The organism is Wolbachia endosymbiont (group B) of Melanargia galathea, assembly GCF_964030625.1.
In the GTDB taxonomy this organism is placed as follows: domain Bacteria; phylum Pseudomonadota; class Alphaproteobacteria; order Rickettsiales; family Anaplasmataceae; genus Wolbachia.
The window spans coordinates 1,278,591-1,293,096 of sequence record NZ_OZ034910.1; the positions used below are offsets into that span (position 1 = coordinate 1,278,591).

The window sequence follows — 14,506 nt, forward strand, 5'->3', positions numbered from 1 at the left end:
AGTCTAAAAGCAAATTGACTTTCATTTCACTGAAGCACTATACTAAAGCTACGATGGGTAATTAGCTCAGTTGGTAGAGCACTTGCTTGACGTGCAAGGGGTCGCTGGTTCGAGCCCAGTGTTACCCACGTTTTTTTGCTCATAAAAAGATTTTATATGACAGCAGTGCACAATGGCAAACACTCAATAGCAGAGTCCAAGCGCTTAATTTATTCCATAATAATAGTCGCAATAACAATGCTTATGGAGATAGCAGGTGGAGTAATTTCACATTCGCTTGCTCTACTATCAGATGCAGGACATATGCTCACTGATCTTTTTGCCTTGGTTTTAAGCTGGATAGCACACAAATTTTCAGCTAAGAAATCTGATTTACAGAGGTCATATGGGTATCACAGATTGCAGATAATTGCAGCATTTGTTAATGGTTTAACTCTATTTTTCATTGCAGCGGTCATTATAATTGAATCAATAAAGAGATTCATTTGTCCGGTCAATGTTGAATGGAAAGTAATGCTAATAATTGCCACACTTGGCCTGATCTCTAACATTATAGTCTTTTTTATATTACATAGTAAATGCGAAAGTAATATAAACATAAAAAGTGCTGTATTGCATGTTATCGGAGATATTTTAGGTTCTGTAGCTGCTATACTTGCATCCATAATTATCATGTTTACCGGATGGCAAATAGTGGACCCTATTTTGTCAGTATTTGTCAGTGTAATAATCTTAAACAGTGGCTATAAAATTCTCAAGAATTCTTGCCATATACTCCTTGAAGGTACACCTGAGAGTGTATCTGCTGAGGAGATAAAAAGTGAGATTGTATCTAAGTTACCTGAAGTGATAGATGTGCATCATATACATGCATGGTCACTATCTGATAATTATTTTATACTTACTATGCATGCCAAGATAAAGCAAAATGGACAACACACTAATATTTTGTATGAGATAAAAAAAATACTATTAAATAGGTTCGAAATTGCGCACTCTACAGTTGAAATTGAATACGATGAGTGCGTAGACAGTAAAATACTTAAGCATTGACATCTATAGGCTATTTGTTATTACTACAATATCATAATATTATAGAGAGTAGGCTATGATAGGTATTTCCCAAATACAATTTCCTGGAAAGGATTCTTACAGATTAAAGACAGCAAGTTACTTCGCAGCTTTTGTTTCTTTAAGCATTTTAGTTAATCCTGCCAATGTCTTTTTATCTTTTGCCACATTGTTTTTTAGATCTGAAATAAAAACTTTTTACGTTTATAAAGACATAAAAGCTGCAAAGCAGGAAAAAATAAGTAAAAAGGAATATGGGGAAATATTTTTTGAGAAAAATAAAATTAAAATAGCATCTTTCCTTTTATTTTTTGCTTCTGTAACATATCTAACCTTTACAACTACTTTTCTGCTCGTTTCGTTACTTGCAACAATACCACTTGCAATGGTTTTAATTCTATTACAAAGTGAATTAAGGCCAAAGGATTTTAATCCATTTACGTTACTCAAAGCTGCTATTAGTTTCTTTTTAGAAGGCATAAAAGAAAACTCACGTGGGCTAGTCAATAGCTTTGATATTAAGCTTGAACATTTACTACCCCATCAATTAAATAATGATATCATTAAAAATATTGACAAATTAAAAGATAAATATACTGAACAAGTATCTGAAGACACTATTAATAATGAGGGATTTAAAGAATTTATTGAATATATAAATCACTTACATATGCTTGATGGCCAACCATTTAGTAATGAGAATAAGGGAAAATTAGTAATGTTTTTGCAAGATTTTTGCAAAGGTAATGAGAAACATAGCTCTGGCTTCACTGGTGGACAAATTCTTCTGTTAGTTCTTAGAGCCTGCAATGATGGAGATAGAGAAGCTGTAAAAAATAAAAAAGACGCGTTGATTGCAAATTTACTAGATAGCCAAACTTTCTCTAGAAAAGAACGAATTCCTAACACATGTTTTACTGGTGTTATCTACAGAATGTTAAGTACATTAGAGGGTATTCATTCCGATCCAGAGATTAAATTTACACCACCTAGACAAATGCTCCTTACAGAAGCAGAAAATGAAGCACGTAAGTTTATGTTAGACAGGCTAAAAAATAAGAAGAACAGTAAAGAAATTCTTAGGGCTTGGTATAACGCCCAAAATAATTATGAAGATGATAAAAGTCAAAAAATAGTTGATGATTTTATTGCAGAAGTAAGTATTTCCTTAATGAGAAATTTACTGAGTTTTACTTCTCAATATAGTGAACAAATTGTGCTGACGTTAATGAAAAATATTAACTCTGTAAAGTTAAATAAATTAGAGCACTTTGCGCTGTCTCAGCACATAACAAATAAACTACAGGGGGATGGTTTAGACGATCAACTCGAAAACATCAAAGGAAAAGTCTTTTTGAAGCTTTTAAACCAAAATTTACTTAGGATAGATTTTTCTCTTAAGGATTCATTTTTGAATGAAGCTAAGGGAATAGCTGACGAAATAATAAAAGAAGAAGTAGAGAAATTTAGGTCAGAAACTGCTGAAAAGGCTAGGAAAGTTAACCCTATAGAAGCTCAAATAGATGCTACATTGCAAAATCTGTCAGCCTTGCCACGAGAAAGGAAGTGTTGCATTGCATATAACAGACTAAATGGACAATATAAAGGTGATAAAAGAGAAATAATGGAGAACATCTTACTAAAAAAATTAGAGATAACGAAAGAAGAAATGAATAAGATGCTAGAAGAGTATGATATACGTAAGCTAAAATTAGCACTTGATGATGCATGTAAAAAAAGTGGAAAAAACATGGAAGAAATAATAAAAGAAGTAGAAGAAGTAGTCTCAAGTCGTCTCTCACATGGAGTATCCGCTAGTAATGTAGTAGAAGGAATGAGACATAGCTCATAAAAACTTACGTTCTCTGCCTTGCAGAAGATTTGCAATATTTTTGTAATGCTTCAAGAAAATTAATATCGCTACAGTGAGTAGTATAAGGAATAACTCCTTTTGAAAAAAGAAAGATGCTATAACAGCTGCTGCAGTAGCAGCCAAGGAAGCAAGAGAGGAGTACCGAAAGATAAAAAATACTATTAGCCAGACAAATACAAATGCTAATGCTATAGAAATGTTAAGTGCTATCAAAACTCCCAAAGTTGTTGCAACTCCCTTTCCTCCATTGAACCTTAGCCAAATAGGAAACATATGCCCTAGAACTGCTAAAATTGCAGATACATATATATAAAAATCGTTATTATCACAAAATTGTTGTGCTGTATAAACCGCGACAAATCCTTTCAAAGAGTCTAAAAATAATGCGAGGACAGCAAGTCTCTTATTTCCTGTTCTTGCAACATTTGTAGCACCAATGTTTCCTGAACCTACTTCTCTTAAATTTATACCATTTATTTTTGCAATAATTAAGCTAAACGGTATTGAACCGATTACGTAAGATAATATAAGAATTATATATTTCTCCATTATACTAAAAATCTAGTTGATCTTGTTATTCCTCAGTCTTTTTAGATAGCATTGAACTTCATCATTAATCTGATTGCTAAACAGTATAAGTGCTGTCATATTGATGAGTGCTAAACAAGAGAATAAAGCCCCACCAATATTAGCAATAGCCATTATATCTTTAGACAAACCTGACAAAAATGCAACTACCACCACCGCTATACGATATATTACTACACTTTTTACACCAAACAAATACAGCCATCCCATTTCACAACAATATACAAATGAAATTACTGAGGAAAACGCAAACAAAGGCGCAGCGATGGTTAAAAGTATAGGAAACCAAGAAGAAACTGTTTCAAATGCTTTTTGGGTGATCAATATTCCCTCGCCAATGCCAGTCTGGTATGCGCCTGTTATTACTATTGTTATTCCTGTCAAACAACAAATTAACATTGTATCGAAGCATGGTTCTATCATGGCAACTAGACCAGTCCTAACCGGCTCCTCATCTTTAGCTACAGCGTGAGTAATTGCAGCAGAACCAACACCTGCTTCACTGGCAAAAATTGCCCTTTGAATCCCAGCGACAAATGCTCCTACTACTCCACCACCAACAGCATTGAAGTCTATCATACTGGAAAACAATATTTTTAATGTATTGCTAAAATTGTGAATATTGAATGCAATAATCGTGAAACAACTCAAAATATATATGAGTGACATAATAGGCACTAGTGCAGAAGATACTCTAGCTATTCTCCTGATTCCACCGATAATCACTAGAGCAAGTAATGTAGAAATTATGAAGGAAAGAACCCAAGGATGACTATCTATCCAGCTTGAATAGCCAGATAATATTGAAACCATTTGATTAGTCTGAAATGCTACACTTCCACCAAGACCTGACAATACAAAAAACACTGCATATATTGCAGCTATCACAATACCAAGCTTCTTAAATCCAAATTCCTCTAGTCCATTTCTTATATATTGAAAGGGACCACTGAATAACTGCTCTTGACCTTCTGTTCTGTGCCTGAATGCTAAAGTCACTTCAGCGAATTTTGCAGACATACCAAAAAAGCCTGTGATCATCATCCAAGGTACCGCTCCTGGCCCTCCCATTGAAATTGCAATTGCAACACCAGCAACAGTTCCAAGACCTACTGTGCTTGATAGCGCGGTTACAAATGCCTGAAAATGCGTAATGTGACCATCATGATGATCTGTGTCATATTTTCCACATAAAATAGCGAACGCATGCTTAAACATCCTTATGTTGAGAAATCTAAAACGTAGTGTTAGAAATATATAACCAAAGGCCAATAAAAGAATTATAAATGGTACGTGAAAGATCTTGAAAAACAACACTTCATTCATGAAGTTGCTTACTCCATTTAATGCAGTGTCATAACTTTTATGAAAAACTGAAGCAGCGTATACATCGTTAAACGATAGGCAAAATAACATCATGCAAAGCAATCTATAAATCATGTTTAATACCTTTTGTAATAAGAATCTATTGTATTTAAGACTTCCCTTCTCAGTAGATATATTGCAACAGCATTTGGAATCATAAGGCACATAAACAGGCTATCGCCTAAATAAGATATAAATTCTATATTTTTTGACATACAACTGATATACACTGAACCCACTATAAGAATTTGGAACAATATCAGTACTTTTTTGTTACCAAATAAGTACAACAGGGCAACTTCACAGTAGTAATAGTAAGCTATTATTGTGGAAAATGCAAAGGAAAACATTATCAGCGGAAGAGCTAGCTTGCTCAATAAAGGCAAGGCTGTTGAAAATGCTGAGCTAACTAACGTAATATCACCTACGGTATTAGTGCTATGCATATCGGTGATAATTATCACAATACCAGTCAAAAATGAGACTAATATTGTGTCTACAAATGGTGCAATCATTGCAACACTTCCAACTTTAACTGGGTCTTTCTCTTTTACAATCGAATGTGCTATAGATGCTGTTCCAGTACCTGCTTCATTAGCAAACACTGACCTTCTTACCCCTGCTATTAATCCACTCAATACTCCACCTCCTATAGCTGATTTGTTAAAGATATCTTGAAATATTATAGATAGAGCATTCAGTAGATTATTTCCGTTTACACAGATTAAATATATACACATGCCTATATATAACATTATCATGATCGGCCCTAAACCTGTTGCAACTAAAGCAATTCGCTTTATTCCTCCCAGTATTACAATTAATACAAATAGCGAGATAATAACAGATGTGTTGTATTCAAATAAGTTACTTGACAACGCTGCAATTTGATTTGCCTGAAATGGTATGCCGCCTAGAATCATTGCAACAAGCAGCATAACTGCGTAGATAAATGCAAGGAATTTGCCAGTCTTCATAAATCCAATCTTTGCAAGTCCATGTTCCATATAATAAAAAGCCCCACCAGTTGTGTTTTCAGAGCGATGAGTAAATGCAAGCACTACTTCAGCAAATTTTATTGACATGCCAAGTACTCCGGTAATTATCATCCAAAAAACTGCACTTGGCCCCCCTATTGTAATAGCTATTGCAACTCCTGATATTGTTCCAAGACCAACTGTTCCTGAAATTACCGTTGCAAATGCCTGAATGTGGGTGATTATGCCGTTATTATTATGGCTCTCTAGGTTGAATAGTGTTTGTATTCCATATTTGAACAACCTAAAGTTAATGAATTTGAATCGAATCGTACAAAAAACCCCAGTTGCAATTACCCAAATAATTATAAATGGTATGTTGAATATCTTTATATATAAAAAAGAGTTTAATAGATCAGTTACTTTTATAATCATGCTGCTCACTATTTTTTATGTAGCTGACTAGTTTTATATGCGTAATGTATATAAAGTCCGATACTTATTGGAATAGTCAAGATATAAACTACACCTAAAATTGGTAGTGTTATCCAGGGCTTGCTTATAAACAGTATGATCAATATTCCAAAAAATGACACAAATATATAGGATAAACTTTTAGGGACATAAATGTATTTTGCAGAGAAAGTTGGAATATGACTTATCGAAAAAAATGAGATGGTCAAAAAGTAACAAGCTGTATTCTTTACGTTAAAAAATTGCTCTATAAGAAGTAGATATTCACTTTCATGAGATTGAAAGGTAATAATTATTGGAAACAGAACAAGTAAAGCGCATACAGGGGCTGGAACACCAGAAAAGAAAAATTTTTTCCAGTATAATTGCTCTAAATGTAGCGAAACATTGAATCTTGCAAGTCTTATTGATATGCAGATTACATATATCATTACTAAAATCCATCCTACAACTTTAATTTCATTTAACTTCCAAAAATATAAAAGAAAAGCAGGTGCTGAACCAAAATTTAGAAAATCTGCAAAAGAATCGAGTTGTGCTCCAAAATCGCTGGTTGATTTTAAAATTCTGGCTATCCTGCCGTCCATTCCATCTATTATTGCTGCAATGATAATAAAAATTGCTGAAAATTCCCATTGTTCATTAAATGTGAATTTAAGTGAAGTAAGGCCAGCACATAAACCTAATAAAGTTATAAAGTTTGGGAATAACTTGGTAATAGGTAAAAATTTACTGTTACTTTCATCGTTATTCATATAACATCAAAAGTAAGCTTTTCTTGTTTATTAAAATCTGCTATAATTGTTTCACCACCAATAACAGTTTGTCCTTCTGAAACTCTTACTTCTATACCAATAGGAATATAAATATTTACTCTGCTACCAAATCTTATAATTCCAAATCTTTCACCTGCTTTTACGCTCTGAGATGTCCTCAAATTACAAACAATGCGGCGTGCAATAAATCCAGCTATTTGTTCCACAATGATTTCTTTTCCCTTTTCATATTCAATCACAATAATCTGCTTTTCATTTTCATTACTGGACCTATTACTCATTGCAGAAACAAACTTGCCTTTCTTGTAGCTCATTTCCTTTATCGTACCAGATATTGGTATACGATTCACATGGACATTCAAAACGCTTAGAAATATGCTAACAAGCGTAAACTTCTTTTCTTCTTCATTCTCTTCTGATAAAGAGTAACTAACTTCTTCTATCTTTGAAATTACACCATCAGCAGGACTTAATATAAAGTCCTTATTGTTTGGTACAGCTCTTGCTGGATCACGAAAAAAATAGGTACATAATAACGTTGGAAATAAGCAAGTAATTCCAGCTCCCCAAGATATAGAGAATGCTATACATGTTACGATAAAGGAAACAACTATAAATAAATAACCTTCTCTGTTTATGTTAGGTAAACCAAAGCACATAATTTATTCTCGATAATTCATTATTAACAATTTATCATTTATAATTTCTCATGAAAAGCTTTTTTTCACTTCTTCACTTTTGGAATGGTTATATAAACATTTGCTTATATAACCATTGATAGAGATTAATTTTTAATGAAAATTTAATTTCTTAGCTATTGTTAATATTATTTTAATAAAAACTTAATAATAATTCTTAATAATATATGAATTGTTGTGTTCTTAATTTCGTATGACAGGGGAAATAGAAAAAGATGAATCTCCTTCCTTATACTCTGCAATTCGGATGGGTGATATTGAAGCTACAGAGCTGCTAATAAAGTTTGGTGCAAATGTCAATGATAATTATGAACGTAATCGTACACCACTACATATTGCTATCGGGTATAAGCAGTTTGAAATAGCGAAATTGCTGATAAATAACGGAGCAAACGTTAACGCAAAAACTGGAAATCATGGCAAAGATGACTTAACACCAATGCACCTTGCAATTTTTGCAAACACGCCAGAGTTTATAGAATTGCTAGCTAGCAATGGTGCGTCAATTGATGAAAGAGAAAGCACTGAAGGACATACACCTTTTCACCTTGCTACTTTATATGGAAATAAAAGTGTAATACAAGCCTTAGTTGACAAGGGACAGAATATTGAAGATATTGATAATAATGGGCGTACAGCTTTATTTTTAGCTATTAGGCAATGCACTGAAGCAAAGGATGATAGCAGAGTAGAAGTTATCGAGTATTTGATAAATAAACTCAAAGCAGACATAACGAAAAAAGATAATAATAACAACACAATACTTTTTCCTGCTGCTAATAATTGTCCTGGAAAAGTAGTGGAACTCATCATTAAACAATATATAGAAAGCTTTGGTAGAGATCAGTTGAAGGATTTTATCAACCACAAAAATAAAGATGGAATAGATGCTTTGGATATTGCACTCAATAGTGGAAATGAAAAGGCCATTGAAGTACTTAGCTCATATGGAGCAGATATCGAGAATAAAGTAACTCACAAGATTACTGCAAAAAAACCAAATAGTACCTTAGATGGAGCAGAAAGTGTAGAAGTGATATCCCCAATCAAGCAAAAATAAAAGCAGCTCTAAATTTCTTGCTTTCTTTACATTCTTTCTATAGCATGATATATTAATGTTAGAACAGGGTATGTTTGCAGGTCAAAATAATAATCAACAGCAGAATAGAAATAGAGTACAGGCTTTAATAGAAAGAGTGCGAAATGCTTACAACAACACTAATAAAATTAAAAGATTCATTAATATAGTTTTATTAGTAAGTATGATTCCTTCATTTTTTCTTCTTGTACAGCTCTCTTTGTATTTATCATTAGTAAATTATTTTTTCAAACCAAGGGAAAATGAAAAAAGATTATCAGCGTGGCCAAAAAATGTTATTAGAATAACATTAAGCATTTTTTTAATTATACACATTATTAATTCCTGTGTGCTTTTGGTACTGCCTATATTGTGCTTATGTTTGCTAAACAAATCACTCATTGAAGAAATACAGCAGTTTAACGATTTAATACAACAAATTCCAGAGGAAGAAAGGCCTATTTTCTTTCAAGATTTAGCAGCCATTCCTTTTATGGCACAAACTACTCATGACCCAAGTGCAGTTGCTAGTATAAACTTGAGTGTTGATAGACTCATAGAAAAGTATAAAGAGAATTTAAGCAAAGATGAATTCTATGTACAGCTAAATAGAGGCAACACAACCGACATTGAAGAGTACATCAAACAATCAAATGAATTTACAGAAGGCGATAAATCTCATGCACTTGAATGCTTAAGATTTATCAATAGAACAGGAGATAATTTTAAAGACAATCATAGTAAGTTAACATTAAAGCAAGCAGCTATTTTATGTTGGAAAGCCTGCAATGATAGAAATACAGGAACAGAGAATCAAAGAATTCCTTTGAGTGATGCAGGCATAAAAAATAGAAAGGATATGTTTGTAAAAGGTCTTGTAGACGCTGCAACAACTTACGGTAATCAAGGTCAAAGTTGTGCAGGTGGAACATACAATAAATTATTTGAGTCTTTATCTGGCTTACATCCATCAGTGGTTATTACACTCGATGGAGAAGAGGCTAGAGAAATGATAAAAGAAACGATCACACAAAAATTCCCTGAAATGGCCAGAGCCAATTTCACCAATTTCTCTGGAACAGAACAAGAAAGGATCCGTAGCGAGTTACCAGAGTTATCATCTGAAACAGTAAGGTATATTATGACTACGCATTCAGCTCTTGAGAGAAGGTGTCAAGAGTTCAGCAATAGATTAAACAATGATAAAAAGAATGAAATATTAGAAGAGTGTATGAGCAACTTATCCTGTGTTGAGCTAGAAAGTCCAATTGAAAGGAGAAGGTAAATTGTATTTGATTGTCGCCATTTATTTTAAAATATGAAGCAGAGTTTTGTATGATTATTTGAACTTAAGTTTATGTATTGAAATAACATGTAAAACCACTTCGTGTAGGTGATATGTTATGTTTTATCTACATGTCAAGGATCCTTCTCTCAACTTAAAGATGTTGCTAATCAGCACATACAAATGTAATATTAATTAATATTTATAAATAAAGCAATTCCATGGAAAGTAACTACAACGCCGACGCAATAAAAATCCTAAGAGGTCTTGATGCTGTAAGAAAGCGTCCAGGTATGTATATTGGTGACACTGATGATGGATCAGGCTTGCACCATATGGTGTATGAGGTTGTTGATAATGCGATAGATGAGTCTTTAGCTGGTTATTGTAGTAAGATTGAAGTTAGCATAAATGAAGATGGTTCAGTTTCTGTAACCGACAACGGTCGTGGCATTCCAACAGACATTCATCCAGAGGAAGGAATATCGGCAGCAGAAGTAATAATGACCCAATTGCATGCAGGAGGTAAATTTGACAGCAATACCTATAAGGTTTCCGGAGGATTACATGGTGTTGGAATTTCAGTTGTGAATGCATTATCAAGTTGGCTGGAATTAACCATCTGGCGCAATAAAAAAGAACATTTTATGCGCTTTGAAGATGGTGAGTCTATTGAATCTTTAAAGATAATTAATGAAAACACAAATAAAAGAGGAACTAGAGTAACGTTTATGCCATCAACGGGGACTTTTAGTAGTATTGATTTTAGTTACTCCACTCTTGAGAGTCGCATCAGAGAATTGGCATTTTTAAACTCAAATATTGAGATCATTTTGCGTGATCTCCGTAATAAACCACATGTAGAGTCTCATTTTAACGATAGTAAAGAGTCTGAAGATAATTTTGGTACAGCTAATTTTGTACGGTACTTAGACAAGAATAAGACACATGTTACTAAAATTGCCAGCATTAGAGATAATGTAAAAGATCTAGGTACCAGTGTAGAAATATCAATGGAGTGGAATGATTCCTACTATGAGAATATGCTATGCTTCACAAATAATATAAGACAACGGGATGGTGGTACGCATTTGGCAGGGTTTAGATCTGCACTAACCAGATGTATCAATAACTATGCAAACAATGAAGGTTTTTTGAAGAAGGCAAAAGTGAATTTGACTGGAGAAGATGTTAGAGAAGGCTTAACTTGTGTTTTATCTCTCAAGATGCCTGATCCTAAATTTTCTTCACAGACAAAAGATAAATTGGTCAGTTCTGAAGCGCGGGCAGTTGTAGAGAGCATAGTTTTTGACAAGTTGAGTACAATACTTGAAACTGACCCCAAGTTAGCAGCAAGTATAGTAGAAAGAGCGATTAGGTCAGCAAAAGGAAGAGAAGCCGCAAGAAAAGCACGAGAGTTAGTTAAAAATAAAAACAATATTAATATTGCAACTCTACCGGGAAAGCTTGCCGATTGTCAGGAAAAAGTTCCTGAGTTATCGGAATTGTTTATAGTAGAGGGTAATTCCGCAGGTGGTACTGCAAAGCAGGGACGTAATCGTAAAACACAGGCGGTACTTGCTTTAAGAGGGAAAATTCTAAACGTAGAACGTGCAGGGCTGGATCGTATTTTTTCATCTGCAGAAATTGGCTCTCTGATCACGGCAATTGGGGCTGGAATAGGGAGTGAGCACTTCGATATTGAAAAAACTAGGTATCATAAAATTATCATTATGACAGACGCAGACGTTGATGGCTCGCATATAAGAACTTTGATTCTAACTTTCTTTTTTAGACATATGCGTGAAGTAATTGAGAAAGGGTATTTATACATAGCGCAGCCACCGCTCTATAAAGTTACAAAAAATGCTAAAGATACTTATATCAAAGATGATGAAACTTTTGAAGAGTATATAGTAAATTCAGCGATTAAAAGATTAACATTAAATGGTGTAGGCAAAGATTTGCGTTTCGTTTTGAATAAGTGCCTCAGTATTTCAAACATTAGCAAAAATTATGATAGGGAAATACCAAAAGATCTCTTAGAATCATTGCTAATTTTAAGCAAAAAGAATGCTCTATTGTCTGCTGATGAGATATTAAAATATTTAAAATTGATGTATAGTGAATATAATTGGGAAGTAGAAGTAAAAGATGAGGAAATTCACATTGCTAAATTGTTTCAAGGGTTAGCAGACAAATATGTATTCTCGCTTAGTATGCTTGAAAGTAAAGAAATACGGAATATATTGAGTTCTCTTGATAACATAATTGACTTATTTAATGGTGATTCATTTTTACAGTCGCAAGAAACTGAAATAAAAATAAAGTCTCCAAGTGCACTCGCAAAAATAGTGATGGATTATGGTAAAAAAGGTTTAACTCTGCAGAGATTTAAAGGCCTTGGTGAAATGAATGCTGATCAGCTTTGGGAAACTACACTCAATCCAGAAACTAGAACTCTGTTAAAAGTTGAAATAAAAGATTGTGAAGAAGCAGATAGTATATTCTCGGTGCTAATGGGTGATATAGTTGAACCACGTCGTGACTTTATAAATAACAATGCACTTAACGTGCATGATGTTGATATTTGATTTTAGAAACGCTAAACCCTTATGGCTTAGCATTGTGTGCCAAACCGGCTATTTAAAACGTACTACTAACCAATCCATTTCAGAAATCTGAATTGATCTCGGTTGTATTCCCGTTTTCGATCATAAATATATAGATTTTCTGCCCTATTGTTGTTATAATTAATACCTCGCTAAAATTGAATATTAATGAATGAATTGAGAAGGCTCACTATTACAGAGATGCATGATGGACTTAGGCGGGGAGATTTTTCTGCTGTTGAGCTTGTAGAGACGCATGTTAATGCAGTCGAAAATGAGCAACTAAATGCATTTGTAACAAAAACCCCAGAAATCGCGATAAAAGCTGCTAAAATAGCAGATGAATACTTCTTGAAACAAAAAGATAATATTTCACCACTTATGGGCATACCAGTTGGTGTTAAAGATTTATTCTGTACAAAAGGAATAAAAACAACAGCATGCTCAAAAATGCTGGAAAATTTCATCCCGACTTATGAATCTACGGTATCTAACTTGCTTTTAAAAAATGGAGCAGCCATGCTTGGTAAACTTAACATGGATGAGTTTGCTATGGGTTCTGCGAACACAAACAGCTATTTTGGTCCTGTTGAAAATGTGTGGATTAGAAAAAGTGACGGAGAAAAAGTTGTTCCTGGTGGGTCCTCTGGTGGATCTGCAGCATCAGTTGCTGGGTTTTTATGTGCTGGAGCATTAGGAAGCGATACTGGTGGGTCTGTACGTCAACCAGCAGCTTATTGCGGAGTAGTGGGAATAAAGCCAACTTATGGAAGGTGTTCGCGTTTTGGTATGATTGCATTTGCGAGCTCTCTTGATCAAGCAGGAGTAATTACTCGTTCCGTTTCTGATTCAGCGTTAATGCTGGAAACAATTTGTGGCTATGATGAAAAAGATTCAACATCGAGCAAAAGGACAGTGCCTAAATTTTCCAGTTTTATAAATGGTGATATTAAGGGTAAGCGCATTGGTATACCAAAAGAGTATAAGATGGATGGAATTTCAGATAAAATAGTTCATAATTGGGAAAAAATTGCTTCCTATTTAAAAGAAAACGGTGCTGAAGTTGTTGACATTACTCTGCCTCATACTAAATATGCGATACCGGTTTACTATCTAATTTGTTCTGCTGAAACTTCGTCTAACCTTGCTCGCTATGATGGTGTACGTTACGGATTCAGGGTTGATGCTGATACCCTTGAAGAAATGTATTCGCTAACAAGAGCAGAAGGTTTTGGTAAAGAAGTGAAAAGGAGAATTTTAATTGGTGCTTATGCGCTTTCTTCAGGTCATTACAATGAGTATTATGAAAAAGCACAGTGCATTAGGGCATTAATTAGAAATGATTTTATAAAAGCGTTTGAAAAAATAGATTACATACTTGTGCCATCTGCTCCAACAGAAGCTTTTGGTTTAAATGAAAAGCCAGACCCGCTAATTATGTGCATCAATGATGTGTTTACCGTGCCGGCAAGCTTAGCGGGGTTACCTGCTATTTCTGTTCCTGTTGGACTTTCCAATGAAGGCTTACCACTTGCTTTGCAAGTGATTGGAAATTATTACGATGAAGCTGGAATATTAAATATGGCAAGTGTGATAGAGCAAAATTGTGGCAGAATAGTTAATTCCCTTACGTAATATGTTTTCTTATAGTAACTATAGCATTATGATTATTTTGGCTATAGGAAACAAGAGCTTGATTTTTATAGCTA

11 protein-coding genes and 1 tRNA gene are annotated in these 14,506 nt (G+C 34.0%); 7 read left to right on the forward strand and 5 right to left on the reverse strand.

Features of this window, described 5'->3' with window-relative positions:
- Positions 1-55 precede the first annotated feature (55 nt).
- The 3 genes from AAHF52_RS05850 (at position 56) to AAHF52_RS05860 (ending at position 2,923) form a co-directional block, all read left to right on the forward strand.
- A tRNA-Val gene (locus tag AAHF52_RS05850) sits at positions 56-128 on the forward strand.
- A gap of 28 nt (positions 129-156) precedes the next feature.
- Positions 157-1,053 carry a cation diffusion facilitator family transporter gene (locus AAHF52_RS05855; protein WP_007302486.1) on the forward strand — a complete coding sequence of 299 codons (897 nt, stop codon included), beginning with the start codon at positions 157-159 and terminating at the stop codon, positions 1,051-1,053.
- 55 nt (positions 1,054-1,108) lie between these two features.
- On the forward strand, positions 1,109-2,923 hold the full coding sequence (locus AAHF52_RS05860) for a hypothetical protein (protein WP_264376727.1): 1,815 nt from the start codon (positions 1,109-1,111) through the stop codon (positions 2,921-2,923).
- Here AAHF52_RS05860 and plsY read toward each other — a convergent pair.
- The 5 genes from plsY to AAHF52_RS05885 are packed head-to-tail and all read right to left on the reverse strand — an operon-like array spanning position 2,918 to position 7,783.
- Entirely contained in the window at positions 2,918-3,493 is a 576-nt protein-coding gene (gene plsY, locus AAHF52_RS05865) for a glycerol-3-phosphate 1-O-acyltransferase PlsY (protein ID WP_052264701.1), read from the reverse strand. The two genes, AAHF52_RS05860 and plsY, sit on opposite strands and share 6 nt — an antisense overlap.
- 12 nt (positions 3,494-3,505) lie before the next feature.
- On the reverse strand, positions 3,506-4,972 hold the full coding sequence (locus tag AAHF52_RS05870; protein ID WP_052264702.1) for an alanine/glycine:cation symporter family protein: 1,467 nt from the start codon (positions 4,970-4,972) through the stop codon (positions 3,506-3,508).
- 2 nt (positions 4,973-4,974) lie between these two features.
- The gene (locus AAHF52_RS05875; protein ID WP_342068400.1) at positions 4,975-6,309 is read right to left on the reverse strand and encodes an amino acid carrier protein; all 1,335 of its coding nucleotides are present in this window, start codon (positions 6,307-6,309) and stop codon (positions 4,975-4,977) included.
- An 8-nt stretch (positions 6,310-6,317) separates the two neighbouring features.
- A complete protein-coding gene (locus tag AAHF52_RS05880; RefSeq protein WP_254229922.1) occupies positions 6,318-7,103 on the reverse strand; it encodes a CDP-alcohol phosphatidyltransferase family protein in 786 nt (261 codons plus the stop codon).
- Positions 7,100-7,783, reverse strand: a complete 684-nt coding sequence (locus AAHF52_RS05885; protein ID WP_264376729.1) for a phosphatidylserine decarboxylase — start codon at positions 7,781-7,783, stop codon at positions 7,100-7,102. Before AAHF52_RS05885 ends, AAHF52_RS05880 begins: the two co-directional genes overlap by 4 nt.
- Positions 7,784-8,015: 232 nt before the next feature.
- Between AAHF52_RS05885 and AAHF52_RS05890 the strand changes: the two genes are divergently transcribed.
- From AAHF52_RS05890 to gatA, 4 genes are all read left to right on the forward strand, one after another.
- Positions 8,016-8,882 carry an ankyrin repeat domain-containing protein gene (locus tag AAHF52_RS05890; protein ID WP_264376730.1) on the forward strand — a complete coding sequence of 289 codons (867 nt, stop codon included), beginning with the start codon at positions 8,016-8,018 and terminating at the stop codon, positions 8,880-8,882.
- Positions 8,883-8,952: 70 nt separating this feature from the next.
- The gene (locus tag AAHF52_RS05895) at positions 8,953-10,185 is read left to right on the forward strand and encodes a hypothetical protein (RefSeq protein ID WP_264376731.1); all 1,233 of its coding nucleotides are present in this window, start codon (positions 8,953-8,955) and stop codon (positions 10,183-10,185) included.
- Positions 10,186-10,406: 221 nt separating this feature from the next.
- Entirely contained in the window at positions 10,407-12,779 is a 2,373-nt protein-coding gene (gyrB, locus tag AAHF52_RS05900; RefSeq protein WP_052264704.1) for a DNA topoisomerase (ATP-hydrolyzing) subunit B, read from the forward strand.
- Positions 12,780-12,965: 186 nt separating this feature from the next.
- Positions 12,966-14,432, forward strand: a complete 1,467-nt coding sequence (gatA, locus tag AAHF52_RS05905) for an Asp-tRNA(Asn)/Glu-tRNA(Gln) amidotransferase subunit GatA (RefSeq protein ID WP_264376732.1) — start codon at positions 12,966-12,968, stop codon at positions 14,430-14,432.
- The last annotated feature ends 74 nt before the right edge of the window (positions 14,433-14,506 follow it).